Annotated in this window: 17 protein-coding genes, 2 tRNA genes and 1 pseudogene; 8 read left to right on the top strand and 12 right to left on the bottom strand. The window is 70.0% G+C overall.

The features are described from left to right. Nucleotides 1-418, bottom strand: a pseudogene (locus tag MFF58_RS26220) (transglutaminase family protein); the annotation flags it as partial. A 315-nt stretch (nucleotides 419-733) separates the two neighbouring features. Between MFF58_RS26220 and serA the strand changes: the two are divergent. The 4 genes from serA (at nucleotide 734) to MFF58_RS26200 (ending at nucleotide 3650) form a co-directional block, all read left to right on the top strand. Continuing rightward, complete coding sequence (gene serA, locus MFF58_RS26215; protein ID WP_238292216.1) at nucleotides 734-1984, top strand: phosphoglycerate dehydrogenase; 1251 nt, start codon at nucleotides 734-736, stop codon at nucleotides 1982-1984. A 142-nt stretch (nucleotides 1985-2126) separates the two neighbouring features. After that, nucleotides 2127-2600, top strand: coding sequence for a hypothetical protein (locus MFF58_RS26210; protein WP_238292214.1), 474 nt, complete (start codon nucleotides 2127-2129; stop codon nucleotides 2598-2600). A gap of 448 nt (nucleotides 2601-3048) precedes the next feature. Further along, nucleotides 3049-3264: a hypothetical protein gene (locus tag MFF58_RS26205; protein WP_238292220.1), complete on the top strand. Its 216-nt coding sequence runs from the start codon at nucleotides 3049-3051 to the stop codon at nucleotides 3262-3264. A gap of 134 nt (nucleotides 3265-3398) precedes the next feature. Then, a complete protein-coding gene (locus MFF58_RS26200) occupies nucleotides 3399-3650 on the top strand; it encodes a hypothetical protein (protein WP_238292212.1) in 252 nt (83 codons plus the stop codon). Nucleotides 3651-4181: 531 nt separating this feature from the next. Here MFF58_RS26200 and MFF58_RS26195 read toward each other — a convergent pair. The 3 genes from MFF58_RS26195 to MFF58_RS26185 all read right to left on the bottom strand — a co-directional run bounded on the left by MFF58_RS26195 (nucleotide 4182) and on the right by MFF58_RS26185 (nucleotide 6143). Beyond that, on the bottom strand, nucleotides 4182-4514 hold the full coding sequence (locus tag MFF58_RS26195; RefSeq protein WP_238292210.1) for a hypothetical protein: 333 nt from the start codon (nucleotides 4512-4514) through the stop codon (nucleotides 4182-4184). Between the two features lie 384 nt (nucleotides 4515-4898). Beyond that, complete coding sequence (locus tag MFF58_RS26190) at nucleotides 4899-5477, bottom strand: NADPH-dependent FMN reductase (RefSeq protein WP_238292208.1); 579 nt, start codon at nucleotides 5475-5477, stop codon at nucleotides 4899-4901. A gap of 72 nt (nucleotides 5478-5549) precedes the next feature. Beyond that, complete coding sequence (locus MFF58_RS26185) at nucleotides 5550-6143, bottom strand: cell wall anchor protein (protein ID WP_238292206.1); 594 nt, start codon at nucleotides 6141-6143, stop codon at nucleotides 5550-5552. A gap of 1041 nt (nucleotides 6144-7184) precedes the next feature. Between MFF58_RS26185 and MFF58_RS26180 the strand changes: the two genes are divergently transcribed. Together MFF58_RS26180 and MFF58_RS26175 are read left to right on the top strand one after the other, a co-directional pair. Continuing rightward, complete coding sequence (locus MFF58_RS26180) at nucleotides 7185-7367, top strand: hypothetical protein (protein ID WP_238292204.1); 183 nt, start codon at nucleotides 7185-7187, stop codon at nucleotides 7365-7367. 69 nt (nucleotides 7368-7436) lie between these two features. Then, nucleotides 7437-7754 (top strand): hypothetical protein, encoded by a 318-nt coding sequence (locus MFF58_RS26175; RefSeq protein WP_238292203.1) that lies wholly within the window; start codon nucleotides 7437-7439, stop codon nucleotides 7752-7754. A gap of 306 nt (nucleotides 7755-8060) precedes the next feature. Here the strand turns inward: MFF58_RS26175 and MFF58_RS26170 are convergent, their stop codons facing one another. The 5 genes from MFF58_RS26170 to MFF58_RS26150 all read right to left on the bottom strand — a co-directional run bounded on the left by MFF58_RS26170 (nucleotide 8061) and on the right by MFF58_RS26150 (nucleotide 11569). Further along, the gene (locus MFF58_RS26170; RefSeq protein ID WP_238292201.1) at nucleotides 8061-8591 is read right to left on the bottom strand and encodes a hypothetical protein; all 531 of its coding nucleotides are present in this window, start codon (nucleotides 8589-8591) and stop codon (nucleotides 8061-8063) included. Between the two features lie 3 nt (nucleotides 8592-8594). Then, on the bottom strand, nucleotides 8595-8813 hold the full coding sequence (locus MFF58_RS26165; protein ID WP_238292199.1) for a hypothetical protein: 219 nt from the start codon (nucleotides 8811-8813) through the stop codon (nucleotides 8595-8597). A 220-nt stretch (nucleotides 8814-9033) separates the two neighbouring features. After that, a complete protein-coding gene (locus MFF58_RS26160; RefSeq protein ID WP_238292198.1) occupies nucleotides 9034-9285 on the bottom strand; it encodes a hypothetical protein in 252 nt (83 codons plus the stop codon). Further along, the gene (locus tag MFF58_RS26155; RefSeq protein WP_238292196.1) at nucleotides 9282-10970 is read right to left on the bottom strand and encodes a cellulase family glycosylhydrolase; all 1689 of its coding nucleotides are present in this window, start codon (nucleotides 10968-10970) and stop codon (nucleotides 9282-9284) included. Before MFF58_RS26155 ends, MFF58_RS26160 begins: the two co-directional genes overlap by 4 nt. Nucleotides 10971-11493: 523 nt before the next feature. Further along, nucleotides 11494-11569: transfer RNA gene (locus MFF58_RS26150), tRNA-Asn, on the bottom strand. Nucleotides 11570-11840: 271 nt separating this feature from the next. On the opposite strand from MFF58_RS26150, the gene MFF58_RS26145 reads away from it, so the two are divergent. Continuing rightward, a complete protein-coding gene (locus tag MFF58_RS26145; RefSeq protein WP_238292194.1) occupies nucleotides 11841-12089 on the top strand; it encodes a hypothetical protein in 249 nt (82 codons plus the stop codon). Nucleotides 12090-12419: 330 nt separating this feature from the next. Further along, nucleotides 12420-14099 carry a methyl-accepting chemotaxis protein gene (locus tag MFF58_RS26140; RefSeq protein ID WP_238292192.1) on the top strand — a complete coding sequence of 560 codons (1680 nt, stop codon included), beginning with the start codon at nucleotides 12420-12422 and terminating at the stop codon, nucleotides 14097-14099. A 62-nt stretch (nucleotides 14100-14161) separates the two neighbouring features. Here the strand turns inward: MFF58_RS26140 and MFF58_RS26135 are convergent. The 3 genes from MFF58_RS26135 to rocF form a co-directional block, all read right to left on the bottom strand. Continuing rightward, nucleotides 14162-14235, bottom strand: a tRNA-Cys gene (locus MFF58_RS26135). Nucleotides 14236-14352: 117 nt separating this feature from the next. After that, complete coding sequence (locus MFF58_RS26130) at nucleotides 14353-15222, bottom strand: urease accessory protein UreD (RefSeq protein WP_238292189.1); 870 nt, start codon at nucleotides 15220-15222, stop codon at nucleotides 14353-14355. Beyond that, entirely contained in the window at nucleotides 15222-16181 is a 960-nt protein-coding gene (rocF, locus tag MFF58_RS26125; RefSeq protein ID WP_238292187.1) for an arginase, read from the bottom strand. Before rocF ends, MFF58_RS26130 begins: the two co-directional genes overlap by 1 nt. Between the last annotated feature and the right edge of the window lie 61 nt (nucleotides 16182-16242).

Here is a 16242-nt window from a genome sequence, read left to right as displayed (position 1 = left end):
AGTCGACGATCGCCTGGACGCGCGCCCAGCCTTCCGGAGCGCCGCCGAACAGCGACCACGCCGTCTGCGAGAGCTTGTCGGTGTCGCAGTAGCGCGAGCCCAGGAGGAAGACGAGGACGTCGTCCGGCACGTCCTGGACGGGGATCTGCCGCGCCTCCGGCGCCTGATCGTCCGGTGTCCCGTGATCGGCGATCGTGAAATCGGCCGCCATCGTGATGCGGCCGCCCGGCGCGACGATCCGGGTGCCGACGTTGCCGAACGCGTCGATATGCTGATGGGCCGGTACCGGCGGATCGAAGGTGACGACCTCCGCGGTGACCAGATCGCCCTGGCGCTCCGGACGGACGTTCAGGAGCAGGTTCATGGGCGTCGGCCCGAACGTGTCGAAGGCGATCGTGAAGCCGGTACGGACGAGCATCGTGTGGAGACCGTGTGTGGTATCGGTCCCGGGACATCCCGGAGACCGAGAGTTGGAATCTAGGGCCACTCAAGTCGCGAAGCCCGCCGCAGTTCCGCTTAACGGTGCTATTTGGAGTCTATCAATCGCCCGAATATTCGGCAGGATTGGCCAAAGTCTGTGAGGCTGGTGCCGCTGCCGACGCATCGTTCCCGGTGAGATCTGCCCGGCGCTGCGCCATGTTGCATCGCACAGGGCAGGCTCGTATCCCTCCGGTCCCGCCCCAGGGTCGGAGACGGCCCGCCGCGAAGACCCGCTGCCAGACGATCGACGCCGATGACGCCCGACAAGCTCTCCCTGTCCAAGGACAAGATTCGCGTCCTGCTGCTCGAAGGCATCAACGACAGCGCCGTCACGCTGATGCGGGCGGCGGGCTACACGAATCTCACTCGGTTGCCGAAGGCGCTGGACCGGGAGGCTCTCCAGGAGGCTCTGCAGGGCGTGCACATGGTCGGCATCCGGTCCCGGACGCAGCTCGACGCGGCGGCGTTCGAGGCGGCGGATCGGCTCCTGGCGGTGGGTTGCTTCTCCGTGGGGACCAACCAGGTCGATCTGGCGGCCGCCCGCGACCGGGGCATCCCGGTGTTCAACGCACCCTTCTCGAACACCCGCTCGGTGGCGGAGCTGACGATCGGCGAGATCGTGATGCTGCTGCGCCGGATCGTGCCGCGCTCCGTGGGGGCCCATGCCGGACAATGGGACAAGTCCGCGGTCGGCTCCCTGGAGGTCAGGGGCAAGACGCTGGGCATCGTCGGCTACGGCAACATCGGCACGCAGCTCTCGACGCTGGCCGAGGCCATGGGCATGCGCGTGCTGTTCTACGACCACACCGACAAGCTGCGCCACGGCAACACCGAACCGACCGCCTCCCTGCACGCGCTGCTCGCCCAGAGCGACGTGGTCTCCCTCCACGTGCCGGAAACGGAGTCCACCGCCAACATGATCGGCGAGGCCGAGATCCGGGCGATGAAGCCGGGCGCCTTCCTGATCAACAATGCCCGTGGCACCGTCGTCGACCTCGATGCCCTGGCGGCAGCCCTGCGCGACGGCCATCTCAAGGGCGCGGCCGTCGACGTCTTCCCGGTCGAGCCCGGCTCCAATGCCGAGGCCTTCGTGAGCCCGCTTCAGGGCATCGAGAACGTGATCCTCACGCCGCATATCGGCGGCTCCACCGAGGAGGCGCAGGAGCGCATCGGCGCCGAGGTGGCGCGCAAGCTCGTCGACTATTCCGACATCGGCTCGACGGCCGGGGCGGTGAACTTCCCGCAGGTGCAGCTTCCGGCCCGCCCGACCGGCACGCGCTTCATCCACGTCCAGCGCAACCTGCCGGGCATGCTGGGCCGCCTGAACGACGTGTTCTCCCGGGGCCAGGTCAACATCGCGGCGCAGTTCTATCAGACCGACGGCGAGGTCGGGTACGTGGTGTTGGAGACCGACGCCACCGACGCGGATGCCGAGGCGCTGCTCACGGAAATCCGGGCGATCCCCGGCACCATCCGTGCCCGGCTGCTCTACGAGCGGCGCTGAGCGCCGGTTCGGCTCCGACCTCTCGGAACCGGCCCGCATTTCGAACGCTGTGGCCGTGTTCGACTTGCGCGCCTTCGCGGACCGCTGTTCAAGTCAACGGCGGCCTGTACAGGTCAATCGGCCGGGTGTCGGAGGTTTTACAGTGACGAAGCGTATCGGGCGCGCATGGGCCGGCCTCGTGCTGGGCATGGTCGGGGCGGTTACGGCCGTTTCCGACGCCTCGGCGGATTGCCTGCGCCGGGTCTATAACCGGTCCGGCCTCGTGGTGGTCGCCCGTCAGGACGGTGGACGGCCCGCGACGCTGCTGCCGGGCCAGTCCCTGTCGATGCGCCTGTCGCGGCCGGGCCAGATCGACGTGTCCGCCTATTGCGGCATCCCGGGCGCGGGCGGCGCTCCGGTGCTGCAGAGAACCTTCGACTACGAGGCGGTGCTCGACCGGTGCTTCGTGCGCTTCGGCAGCGACCTGTTCGTCCCGCAGCTCGGACGCGGCTTCTTCGGGACGCAGGAGACCGCACCGTTCACGGTGAACAACCCGCGGCAGGGCGACATCATCCTCGGACCGGCGGCGCAGCCGGCCTGTCCGATGCCCGGTGCCGTCCTGAACCGGCGCGGCTGATCGTCAGAGATAATGTCGGAAGACGACGCGGCCGTCTTCCGCAGTGCCGGGCGGCGGCGTCGCCGGTCCGATGAGAGGGCTTGCGAGTCGCAAGGCCACCAAGCCGAGAGCCGCGAGCGCCGGGGCGATGAACCGGAACGGCCGAACAATCATGGACGCCTCCGCCGCAGCGGGGCCGAAGCAGGAAGCGCCCTGCGAGCAACCCGGCCCTGCACCGGACACATCGCACGCCACCGACAGCTCGGCGGTGCCGAAGCGCACATCGGTAACGTTAAGCCCGATGCGGTCGCGCTTCAGCGGCGTAATCGGCCCGCCTCCCGTGACGGTCTGACCACAGCGTGCGGAACGTCGCTGGCATGTGCGCCGATGCGCTCCTATGCTGCCTCGCGCGGAGGGGCGGCATCGGCGCCTCCTCGGCGGAAACGAATGCGTGAACGAGGACGCGCGTATGCTCAGCCAAACAGGCAACTCGATCCTTCGCGAGGATCTTGGCGTCGAGGAGACCATCGAGTCTGACAACATCGTCCGCTGGGACGGCGAGAGGCTGTACGTGGAGCAGGACGTCTTTCACAACGGCCAGCTGGTTCACCGCAAGTACCGCCGCACCGTCACCGAACCCGTCGCCCGGGTCCTCTGGACGATCATCAACCGCGCCAAGCAGTAGTTCGCGAGGCACGATCGCCCTCCCATTGGTACCCGGCACCACGTGCAGGCGCCGGACGGATCGAGGAAGAGCAGATCCGACCGGGATCCGGGTTTGCAGAGGACGCAAAGCGACGGGCCTGAGACCCGGTGCCGATGGACGGACCGGGTTTCCGGGCTGAGCCGGTCCCGTCGGCGAAGGGGCCGGCCTTTGGTTCGAGCCTGCCGCGCCGCCCTCACATCCAGTATGGGCCGATCCCGCGATCCCTGCTGTTCGAGGCCGTCGCGGCGTTCAAGCGCTCGAATATGCACCGCGGGAGCTGGGCCCTCATCGTATGCGATCCGCGGATCGCGCTGCCCTCGGCGCTGGCCGCACGCGTCGCGCCGCTCTGCGGGGGCGCGTTCTGAGCGGCGAATCGATCTGGGATGCCGGCTCGCTCATGGGGCCCGGATAGGATCCTGATCAGCGTGAGCCACCCCTCGTGGGCGGCCCGACGCGAGATCCGAGCGCGAGGCGCAAGACGGGCTCGGCCACCACGCCGGCCGCGTCCGGTCGACCCTCGGCCCTGTCGCCGGGATGCCGGTTCGGGGCATGGTGGTGCTCCGTGACATCACCAGCACGGACCGGACCGGGCGCGTGGCTCTCACCAGAGGCGCCGTTCCGAGACTCGGGTCCGGTGACGCATACGCTCCGCTCGTCACGGCGCGGATCTCTAGCAAGCTGGGTCGACCGCAGTCGCGTACGCCGCTGGCCGTGCGCGAACCACCCTCGCAATCCGCTCCATCGCCGGACCGGTGGCGCGCGGTCACAGAGGAAGCCGACCCCCCGACTTCGGCACCGCTCCCGGCCCCGACCGTCCGGCAGAGGCCCTGCGTCCGAACGCGGCGGCTCGAACCTCCAGGCAGAGGCCGCCGACACCGGGATCGCGGGCGCGCCCGCTATGCGGCGACGGCGGTCGGTGCTTCGACGAGGGTAAGGTGCGCTGCCGGCGCCACGTCCAAGCGGTCATGCGCGTTGTTGAAGGCCGCGCGTATCGTGGCACTCGCATCCTCGACGGCGACGAGAACCGCGAGCTTCTGGGTGGCGGCGCGATCCGCGAGGCTGCGAGCGGCCGCGACCAGGGAATGCTCCAAGGTCAGGAACTCACCCTCCGCATCCCTCCCGCTGTCGCGCGCGACCGTCGCGAGTCGGTCCAGCACGGCTTCCAGGGCATGGCGCAGGACAAGCGTCCGCACGCGCTCCTGAAGGAGCGCCCTCTCATCGATCTTCATCGGAATCGGTCCGGGTTCGGGAACACGGCCAAGCTCTCACATTTCGGCGGATTGTGCAGCCACCTTTTTGCAACAGCTTAATACAGTCTCGCCGCGCTGCGGCAGCGGACTGTCCACGGCGCATTAGTCAAGTCATGCTCATGTATTCTACGGATTTTTACCGAAGATCAAGCATTTAACAGACTTGAAAGCGCGATCTTCGAAATCGAATCGTGGCTTTCGACGCCGTCAAAACACGCTTCTGCTCCGAGCCTGCCGGGACGGCCGGATGCCGAGGCGGGCGCGACCGGAAGGAGTGCTGAGCCCACCGAAGGATCGGACGATCGGCGAGCCGTGCCTTCAAGGCGCGGCTCCTCGAAGGGGATCGGGCTGGGGCCGGTGCGGTCAGTACGGCGTCCCGCGCTGCCGTCGTTCGCGCAATGCCTCGGCGTACCATTCCAACTCATCGAGGAAGCGTCCCGCGGCCGCCTCCAGCCACGGCTCCGCTGGCGCTCCCTCGGCATCGATGGCCTTCTGGAGACGCGGGATCGGCAGGAGCGAAGGGATGCTGGGCATGCCCATCTCGGCGAGCATCGCGCGAAGCGGCATGGCTGCACGGACGCCTCCGAACTGACCGGCCGAGTAGCAGCAGATTGCAGACGGCCGCCAGTAATACTCTTCCAGGAAGTGATCGAGCGTGTTGGACAGTGCGGGCGGAACGCCGTGATTGTACTCGGCCGAGATCACGAGGAACGCGTCGGACCGGCGATAGAGGTCCGACAGCCGTTGCAGGGGTTCCGGCGCGGTTCCGGCGGGATATTCCTTGTACATCCGGTCGAGCAACGGAAGATTCAGCTCGGCCGGGTCCACTAGGGGGGCCGCATGGCCGCGCGCCTGCAGCCGGGCCGTCAGGAACTGCGCCGCCCGGATGCCGATCCGGTCGGTTCGAACGCTGCCGAGGATGACGGGCACGGTGAGGGACATGGTGGCCTCCGGTCGCCGCGATCATGCCTGAGCGGCGCTCCCCGCTCCAGCCCTGCCCCGTATCCGCGCCGGTCAGGCCTTCGACGAGGTCGTCAGCGCGGCGGCCGCGATGCCGACCGGGCCGCCGGTCGCGTAGGCGGCAATCGCCTTGGTGACCTGTTGCAGGAACGATTGCAGGCCGTCGCCGGTGTCTGTCGCGGTGGCCGAGCCGGTGCCGGACGTGGCTGCGGCGTCCGTGGTGCCGCTGGATTGGCCGGCCTGCGCCGCCTCCGCGGCGTCGGACGCCCGCAGATGGGCGTGGCGCCTGCGATGATGGGCCGGGGCTGCGCCGTCCGTACCCTGGCTCTCATCGGACCCCGCACCGATCTTCATCGTGTCGGCCGTGCTCGACGCGTCCGCCGGGGTCGTGACGCCATTCTGCAGGCCGAGCTGACTGAAATCAGATTGGAGTTGCAGGAGCGAGGCCATGAGATCGTTCGACATGGCCGGAGCGGACGCGACGGTACTCGTCTGGGACGCGCTGCCGCCCTGCGCCGCGCTCGCGCCCTGGCTCGCCGCGGTGTAGGCGCTGGCGTCGAGCGCCTGCGTTCCGCCGGTGCGCGCCAAGCGCAGGGCACTGGCGAGGTCCCGCTGAAGGGATGTGCCCGATACCGCGTTCACCGACATGACAAGTCCTCGCGACCACTTGTGGCGAGAACAGGCACGGCGCGTTCCAGGTTTTCCGCAATGATTTCAAGGACTGGACCGCGTATGCCACCGGCAGGATCGACCGGGCGGCAGGAATTGCCGGGCCATCTCATCCGGTCGCCGTCGTCCGGATCACCGCCGTGCCGGCAATCCGTGCCTCACGAGGACGGCCGTGAGCGCGACCACGCTCGGCAGCGCGCAGGACAGGAACAGCACTGACGCCCGCACCGAACACCGGGGCGGGCGCGAGCGGCAGGCCGAGGCCGGCCGGCATCACCGGACGGGAGCCTTCCGCCGATTCCGGGCGATGCGCGTTCGCCGAACCGCGGGCGGACGCCGATCCTGCAGCGATGCGTCCTGCAGCAGCGCCGCCGGACCGACGATGCTGTCGGCCCCTACCCCATCACGGGCTCGCCGGATCCGCATGGCGGACTTCCGCACGAGGTTGCCCGCGTGGCGCCTCAGGACCGCACGGGCCATGCGCCGAGCCGGCCCGAACGGTGTGGGGATCAGATGACCGGCTTGGCGCCGGTCAGGCAGCCGAAGCTCCCGGAGCGGGCGTCACCCTGACTCGGGTGCGGATCCATGTCGACCTGCCGATCCGGCGGGGTGAGCGGACGTGCCGGTCGGGGAGCATATTCGGGACGCCCGTCATGGTGGCGCTCCTTCTGAGCTCGCGCCGGTGGCGACATTTCGCGGGAAGCATGACCCGCGTCGCGTCGGTTTGCACCACAGGCCGTCCCACGTCGAACGCGGATATGAGCCCTGTTCAGACAGCCCGACCGCCGCGACATTGCCTCGCCACCGTCAACCCGGTCCATGAAGAGGCTGCGTCTTTGCGTGATAAATTGTAATGGAAGTGCCGGGATCCATCCTGTCCTCGCGGAAACACAGGTCGATCTTTCCCTTTGCTGTTGCGGATAGCCTGCGAGCAACGGTTGAGCTTGGCCGGATGGGCCTCGCCCGGAACGATGCGGGCCACCCCGGGTTTGCAACACATTCGGCAACGACGGGGTACACATGACCACGAAGCCACCGCCCGTTCCTCCCGCGAACCGTTCCAACAAGGGGCCGGGCAGCGCCACCGAGGCGCCACTCTCCCAGGGGCATGCCGGCTCCCCGGCGAAGGACCCCGACAAGGTCGGGCAGACCGGGAACGCGAAGGTGAACACCACCAATCAGGGCCATCAGCAGGATCGCTGACGGCGGACGGCGCGGCAGCCGCAGGCCGCTGCGCCCGGAAGAGAAGCTGATCCGCATCGGAGGACGAAGATGGCGAATGCAAGTCGGCACAAGGTCGGCCCGGGCGCCCAGGGCAAAGGCGACGGGTCCGGGGCCATGTCGGAGCTGCCGGAGGGCGTGCTGCCGGAGAACATGGTTCTGAGCAATCGCGACAAGTCACGCCACAGCGACGAGCGCGGGCTCGACAGCAAGAACGTTCAGACCGAGCAGTATCAGGATCACGCGGGCAATCGGCAGGTCGCCGCCGAGGATGTCCTGGACGCGACCGGCAATACCACCGGGCTCGCCAATCCGCAGACCGACGAGTCCGGCGATCAGAGCAGCCTCAGGAAGCAGCAGGACGCCTGAGGCCCGGATGGGGCGCTCAAGGCGCTGCGGGACCAAGACCCGGGGCGGCGTGAGTCGTTCCCCGCCCGCGGTGCCGCTCCCGGGGTTCCCTCTGCAAACCGCCTCCGGTCGCGCAGTTCTGGGTCAGGGGCCGAGGTCGCGGATCGGTGAGGAAGATCGCGACTTCGGTGGGAGCCCGCCGGATCGTCCTGGTCTGAAGCGGATGCCCGGCATTGTCGTTTGATGGGGCGACGACCCTCTCCGGGCCGCTTCATGCGCCTGTCGCACATCGTTCCCGGGGCGGCTCGGCCCGATCGAGGTCTCCGCCTACCCCGGCTGAGTTGACCGTGCGCTCGGTTCATCGACGTCACGCAGCGGCTCACCGCCCGGATCGGCATCCGCGTGGCGCGGCGTGGCGAGCCGCTCGCGCCGGCGCACCACCCGCGCCGCCTGACGCAGCGTGACCTCGCTCCGTGGATAGGCCGCCTTCACCGCCTCGAAGGCAGCGAGCGCGCCGTCGAGGGGGTAGATCACCCCGAGTCGCATCTCGACCCGTCCGCGCTCGTCCCAGACCTCGATCGCAAACGGCGTGCCGGGCGGCACCGGCGCCTCCAGGCTGGCTGCCCTGGGCAGTCGCAGCGTCGCGAGGCACTGGCTCTCGTACTTGCGCGCGGCCTTCGCGCCGGGGTCCCGTTGGCGGCGGCAGGAAGCGGTGAGCGTCCGCAGGACGTCGAGGATCGGGATCTCCGGGCCGAAGCGCTGCATCAGCCCGTCCAGGCGGTAGCTGCCGTGGCGGCGGCAGGGGGCGCAATCGATCGCCAGCCGGTCGCCGGCGATATCGCCGAGTTTCTGCGCCATCGCTCAGCCGTTTGAACGGCCGCGCGCGTAGCCCCGGGAGATCAGGCGCCCCTGCCGTTCGGCGTGCGCCTGCGCGGCATCGAGGTCGCTGAGCGCGTCCGCGATCGCACGCACCAGGGCGGTCCAGCCGTCGCGGTGCGCGGCGCGATAATAATGCAACGCGATGGCCTCGGCCTCGGTCAGGCCGATATCCGCAGGTGGTTCGTAGGGGTGAGCATGCATCGCGGTTCGCATCCCTGCTGGAACAGATGCAGAACAAAGCGCGGGAACGGCCGCGGTTCAATGGCCGGATCGCGCGGCTCGACGATCGCGGTGGAGCGCTGTGGACAGGTCCGGGATTCCGCAACGCCGACGTGGTTTTACCGCTCCCACTGCATGGAAAGCAGAGATCGTGTCGCCGACGGCGGGGGCAGCGCTTGGCTCGGGGCGCTCGGATGCAGGTCTACCTGAAGGCGGCGCTGCTCTGGTGGCGTATTTCAGAGCTGCCCTCCAGCGGGACGTCGTGGAAGGTGACCGGGCCGCCCAGGGGATGGAGGGTGACGCTGATGTCGCCGGCGACCGAGGCCGGCACGCTCACCACCCCGCCGCGGCCACGGCCGTGCGCACCGTTGACCAGCACCCGCGCCGGCCCGCCGCGGCCGGGCCAGTCGATCCTCACCTCCACGGATCCGCTCAGGTCGCCGAACGAGGTCACCAGGGCCGCGCCGGTGACCGCGGCGCCGCGCCCGCGGATCGTCTGCCGCAGGTAGCCCCCGCCAGCGTGACCGTGCCGTCCGCGGCCCGGCCGATCCGCGTGGCGCCGTCCAGGGAGATCCAGCCGTCGTAGGTACCGGTGCCGGCCGCCGCCGGGCCGCCCGGGAAGCCCCGCGTGTCGAGCGCCAGGTCGGCGTTGTAGAGCAGGTTGACGAAGGGCCCGCCGGCAAAGCGCGTCGCGTCGGCCGAGGCCGACAGCCAGCCGTCCCGCACGGTCTGCCCGAACGGCGTCCAGCTGCCGTCCCGGCGCCGGAGGCTGTTCGGATCGTGGACGCCCAGGCCCGGGATGTAGGCGGAGCCGGAGAAGACCGTCACGCCCGAGAACGCCGTCTCCCGGGACAGGCGCCGCGCCCAGGCCAGGAGGTCGGCCGTCCAGCCGTACGCGGTGGCCAGGGTCGCCGCCGGCGCGGCCGGGTAGCGCGCCGGGTCGGCCCGGGGATCGAGGGCGGGGTCGCGCACGCTCCCGTCGTTGGTCAGCCCGACCTCGTCGAGGAACAGGGCGTGCGTGCCGATCGCGTCGATCCAGGCCCGCTGCAGCCCGGGCAGGCGCGCGCCGAACGTGGCCTCGCCGATCCGGTAGGTGTGGACGCCCAGGATCAGGTTGGGGTCCGTCGCGAAGGCCGTGGCGTTGGCCAGGGTCGCCGCCACGGTGTCGACCGCCTCGCCGTAGTTCGGCGCATTCAGCACCACCGGGCCGGTGAACCGGGTTCCGGCGGGCTGGCCGGTGACGTCGCCGCGGACCGCCTGGAGGTACTGGGTCTGCCGGGCGGTCCAGGTCGCCGCGTCCGTGCAGGACGGGCCCCCGGCCGAGCAGCCGGGCTCGTTGCCGGTGTTGATCCAGACGTTGCGGGACCGCCAGTACCGGTCGCGGAGCTGGCCGAGGAAGGCGGCGTTCAGCTCGGCGGGCGCCCGGTCGTTGGCCACCTGCCATTGGACGACGAGGCCGAGGCGGTTCGCCTCGGCGACGATCAGGTCGAGCATGTCCCAGTGGGCCGGGTAGCCGTTGGCGGCGCCGGTGTAGGCCACCGCCGGCTCGACGGCGACGCGCAGGAGGTTGACGCCGGCCGCGGCCCAGTCGGCGATGCGGGCGCGCATGTCGGACCCGTCGGGCGCCCCCCAGACCGAGGGCTCGAAGCCCGATTGCGAGCTGCCGCCGCCGGTGACCGCCACGCCCGGCACGGCGCGGAAGCGGTAATCCGCCCGGGTTTCCAGGGACACGAACAGGTAGTCGAGGAAGGTGACGCCGCGGACGACGAAGCGCCGGCCGTCCGGCCCCCGGATCGTGCGGTCGGGCTGGACCTGGTAGCCGGCGCCGGTGGCGCGCAGGAGCGGCGGCCCAACCGCGGCGAGCCGGCTGAGGGTCGGATCGAGGGGCTGCCGCGCCGCCAGGGCCTGGGCGAGGCCCGCGGTGGTGCCGTCCGGCAGGGTCACGGTGAACAGCGAGCCGTCGCCGGTCGAGCCGGGTCCGTGGATCGCGAGCCGCCGCGTCTCGAGGGTGCGGACATCGGCGTCGGGGTAGCGCGGGGCGCGGGCGGCGTCCCAGGCCGCGGCCGGGCTCGGCGGCATCCCGGCGAGGGTCGCCAGCAGCAGGGCGCGGAGCAGCGGGGCGATCGGGCGGTGGAGCATCTCTCGGATCCTCGGGGCGGTGTCAGGCGGCGTCGGCGGCTGAGGCGGCGGGAAACGGCGCGGCCGTCAGGACGAGAACGTCACCTGACGCCCAGGGTGCGCCGGACCGTAGTCCCGGCCGGTGCGACGGTGGAGGCCGACGCCACCCGGACGACCAGGCTGTCCAGCATTTCCAAGATCTCTTCGGCGGCCGGGACCGCCCTGTCGAGGGTCCTGGACAGGGGTCAACGACGACCTCACCGCGTCGGCCCCTGCGGCGCCACATGGTCTGCCGGGCCTCCATCGGCGACGACGCTCACGCCGGGCCGATGCGCAGGGCGCAGCCGCGAGGGGTGCAACGGAGGCGGAGCTGAAAGCGTGGTCGGATGGGCCGAGGGGAGCCGCGGGAGCGCGACCTACGTGCGCGGTGCGGCCCGTACTGGGCGCATCGCCGATCGCGAGCGGAGAGGATGGTCCCGTATCTCGGCACCCCGTGGGGGGCCAGACCCATGGAGCCATTCGCTACAGGAGGGTGCTGAAGTGGTGGCTCCCCGAGCAGGACTCGAACCTGCGACAAGGCGATTAACAGTCGCCTGCTCTACCAACTGAGCTATCGGGGATCACGGCCGCGTCTCTACACAGCGGTTCCGCGGGACGCAAGTGCCTCGACGGTCAATCCTGGGCCTGGCGAGCCGCAAACGGCCAAGACTCGTCGCGCGGCGTGCCGCATGTCCGCGAGCGTGGCCCGGCAGCAACAGTCGTTTCATCCGCGGCCCCGCCCTGCATCCCGTATCAAGCGGTCGAAATCCGCTTTTCGGGGTCACTCCGGCGTCATGCCGCCGCTCTAGAGCGCTTGCCACGCCGTACTGAACGATCAAGCCAACCGCGATCATGCCGACCCATCGGTGTCTCGATCCGCAGGACCCCTATGCCGAGCGCGAAGTCCGCGTCGCCTTCGAATGGGTCGCCGGTCAACCGCGCCTGCTCACCGCCCTCGATGAGCAGGAGACCGACATTCTGCCCGATCTGATCGAGGCGCAGCGCGACGACCTGCGGCGCGAGATCGTCGCCACGCCCCGGTCCGAATTCGACGGCGTTCGCGCGGCCACGACCAGAGGTCCTCCAGCGACCGCGTGCTGACATGCAGGACGGGCATGCACGACCCCTACCGCGTCGATGCGCCGGGGCCGGGATTCGGCTGAGCCGATGGCAGGCTGTGATCCTTCAGGGCCGGGCATCGACTTGTTTCGCGGATGAGCATGTCGATCCTGCAGTCAACATTATCCAACATATCGAACAACAAAAATTCGCGCATATATATGTGTATCAAAGCCTATTTTGTAAATTGAAAACTGATGACGATGTCGCAATAAAATATGGATCTTTGCCGGCTATACTTGGATGTTTTCCCGAAAATGTTAATGTATGATTTACGCGGTGCGGCGCGACCGTGGGCATGGCATCTCCTTCATGCGCGTTTCTATCGGCTTCAAGCTTTCGGCGGTCATCGGCCTTTTGACCTCCGTGGCAATCGGCATCTCGATCTTCGCCGTACGCGAGACCCAATGGGAGCAGGAGCGTGCGGTCGCCACGGACAGGATCTGGAATGCCGGGTTGCAGGCCGGTGCTCTGGGTCAGGCGATCGAGCACGCCGTGGTCCAGGCGACGGCGCTCTACGTGGCCGACGACAGGGCGGAGGCCCGATCGCGCCTGTCCGCGCTCCACGAGGCCCTGACGACGGTCGAGCAGGCGCGGGCTCCGTTCCTCGACGCGATGGCAGACCAGCTCTCCGAAGACCGGCGACGGCGGTTCGATCTCTTCGTGAAGGAGTTCGTCGCCTATCAGAACGACACGGCCGAGCTGGGCTTGACGGTCTCGCCCAAGGCCGCCCTCATCCAGGCCACCGATGACGCGACGGTGCGGAACCGCGAACACATGGTCGCCGAGATCGGTGCCCTGGGTCGCGAGGTCCTGAATCGCCTGAACGCGCGGCGTGCCGCCGACGCCGCGGACCGCCGGCGGGCACGGATCACGCTGATCGTCGGGCCGGCCGTGGCGCTCACCCTGGGCCTGATCGCCGCGATCGCGATCATCTTCACACAGGTTCGGCAGCCGCTGGATCGTTTGAAGGTCAGCATGACGTCCCTCGCCGCCAGTGACCTCGGACGGACGATCCCGTTCACGCATCGCCGCGACGAGATCGGCGAGATGGCCGCCGCCATCGCGGCCTTCCAGGCGGCGCTGATCGAGAAGCGGGACCTCGACGCCCAGGCTCAGGCCCGCCGGGGCCGCGACCGCATCCGGTCCGAGATGCTGGCCGCAGCGACCGGTGCGTTCGAGAGCGAGACGCACCGCGCCGTCGCCGATCTCGCCGGCTCGGCCGAGGCGATGCAGTCTGCGGCCGACACGCTCTCGGGCAATGCCGGCGCCATGGTGGCCGAGGCCTCCGTCGTGGCGGGGGCATCCGACCAGACGGCCGGGATGGTCGACAGCATTGCCAGCGCGGCCGAGCAACTCTCTGCGTCGGCCCGGGAGATCGAGGCGCGGGTTCGTTACACCAGCGAGATCGCATCCTCCGCCCTAGCCGACACCCGCGGCCTGGAGGAAACCGTGATAAGCCTGTCGCGGGCGGCGGCGGAGATCGGGACGGTCGTCACGCTGATCCGCGACGTCGCCGAACAGACCAATCTGCTGGCGCTCAACGCCACGATCGAGGCTGCCCGGGCCGGTGCCGCCGGCCGCGGCTTCGCCGTGGTGGCCTCCGAGGTCAAGGCGCTGGCGGGCCAGACGGCGCTCGCCACGGACCGCATCACCGGGCAGGTCGGATCGATCCAGAGCGCCGCGGACCGGACGGCCGGTGCCATCGCGGCGATCGGGCAGACGATCGCCCGGATGAGCCTCATCGCTTCGGAGGTGGCCCATGCCACCGATCAGCAGGGGCATGCCAGCCAGGACATCGCGCGGGCCATCTTCGATGCCGCCGCCGACGCGCGAAAGGTCTCCGAGAGCATCGCGGGCGTCCGGGCCGCGGCGGCGTCCAACGATGCGCAGGCCGGGCAGGTGCGGAGCAGCGCCGCTCGGGTGAACGCCGGCACGCACAGTCTGCAACTGGCGATCGAGACGTTTCTGGCGCAGGTCCACCGAGCCTGAGCCTGGGCGGCACGGAGGCCGGCGCACGGCGCCGGACACATCTGCACCTTCGAAGGAAAAATTGGAGGCCTCGCCCGGAATCGAACCGGGGTGCAAGGATTTGCAGTCCTCTGCGTAACCACTCCGCCACGAGGCCTTCTGGAACGACGCCGCAGCGCCGCACGGAGCCTGACGGTCAGCCCCGGGTGCGCGTCTCTAGCAGAGGTCGGCGCCCGCAGGCAACGGTTCCCGCGCGGCGGATCCGTACTTCTCCTCAGCTCTGCCAGACGCGGGGCATCGGCAGGCCGCGATAGCCGGCGACGAAGCCCGCGATGAACTCGCGCAAGGGTCCGACGCCCTCCGCGAGGGCGCGGATCACGAGGTTCCCGTTCCAGGCGCTCGCCGCGGCTTCGATGCCGGTCCTATCCCATGCTGCGAGGCGCGTGCGCGCCTCGTCCAGCCGCGTCTCGGCGCTGTCCGAGACGTCGAGGAGCGTCGCGCAGGCGCGCGCACCGCCCCCAATCGCCGGGCGCGCCAGGAGGTCGCTGATCGGTCCCTCCAGCACAAAGCTGTCGGCGTAGACGAGCCGACCGTGCCGGCGCACCCGCCACGTATCGGCGAGCAGCCCCGCCGTGATCCGCTCGCCCCGGGCGGCGCGACCGAACGCGACGATCTCGACCGCGAGCAGTGCGGCGCCCGGGTCGAGATCGGCTTCGAAGCGGCGTCGGACGCGGGCGCGATCGAACAGGATCGTCTCCTGCGGCAGCCAGGCGAGCCGGGCGCCCGCCCCCAGGACCAGGCGATTCTCGATCCGGCTCACGGGGCCGTCCGACCGGTAGATCTTCTCGGCCGCTGTCGTAGTCAGCACGAGGTCGGCCGCCGGATCGAGGGTCAGATCGATTGTGAACGTGTCGCCGCAGGCCACCCCGCCAGCCGTGTTCACCAGCACGGCCTCGAGCGTCCCCTCCCCCCGCGGGAAGCGCAACCGCGACGGGCCCGATTCCGAGAGGTCGAGGAGCCGCGTCGATCCGCCGGCGCCGACCGGCCCCGCCCGCAGCCCGACATGGCCCGCCGAGCGCTGACGCGTCGGCGCGTTCTCGCTCGGCGGGAACGGCTCCCGAGCGTCGGGCACGCGGCCGTGCATCAGCTCTGCTCGGTATGGACGGCCTCGATCGGCGATGTCGGCCGATCGAGGATGCGCCGGCCGAACAGGCTCGCGACGAGTTCGACCAGCACCCGGGCACTGCGCCCGCGCTCGTCGAGGAAGGGATTCAACTCGACCACGTCGAGGGAGCGCACGAGGCCGGAATCGTGGAGCATCTCCATGATCAGGTGTGCTTCGCGGAAGGTCGCGCCGCCCGGCACCGTGGTGCCGACCCCGGGGGCGATGGACGGATCCAGGAAATCGATGTCGAGGCTGACGTGCAGGTGCGCGCCCTCGGCGGCCACACGGTCGAGCACGCGCCGCAGAGGCGCTACGACGCCGAACTCGTCGATCGTGCGCATGTCGGTGACCCCGACCTGCCGGGCCGTGACGATGGCACGCTCGCCGGAATCGATGGATCGCAGGCCGAACAGGTGGACGCTGGTCGGCGGCAGCGGCGGCGGGGCAGGTTCGGTGAAGAGTGGCGGGAAGCCCGCTTCCCCGCACAGGGCGGCCAGCGGCATGCCGTGGACGTTGCCGGAGGGCGAGGTCTCCGGCGTGTTGAAATCGGCGTGGGCGTCGAGCCAGAGCACGAAGAGCTTTCGGCCCCGCCGCGCGCAGTCGCGCATGACGCCGTCGATCGATCCGAGGGAGAGGCTGTGGTCGCCGCCGGCCGCGAGCGGGATCGCGCCTGAGCCGAGCGCCTCCTCGACGGCAAGCGACAGGGCGCGAGTCCAGCCCGCGACGGCCTCGAGGCCGCGCGCGCCGGCTGGGCCATCGGGCGCGACGTCGCCCCGGTCGGTCACCGTATGGCCGAGATCGGAGAGGGCACGGACCAGACCGGCGGTGCGCAGGGCCGCGGGTCCCATCAGGGCGCCAGGCTCGCTGGTACCGACCTCGATCGGTGCGCCGATCAGCGCGATGCTGTGCCGTTCGTCCGGGTTGGCGCCGCTCGTCATCACGTCTTCCTCGGGCCGATCGGCGCCGCCATGCGCCGCCACTGCTCTAGCAGGGCCCGGG

This window comes from Methylobacterium longum (assembly GCF_022179385.1).
In the GTDB taxonomy this organism is placed as follows: Bacteria; Pseudomonadota; Alphaproteobacteria; order Rhizobiales; family Beijerinckiaceae; genus Methylobacterium; species Methylobacterium longum.
The sequence above is the reverse complement of the archived record's forward strand: the minus strand, read 5'-3'. Positions and strand labels throughout refer to the sequence as shown.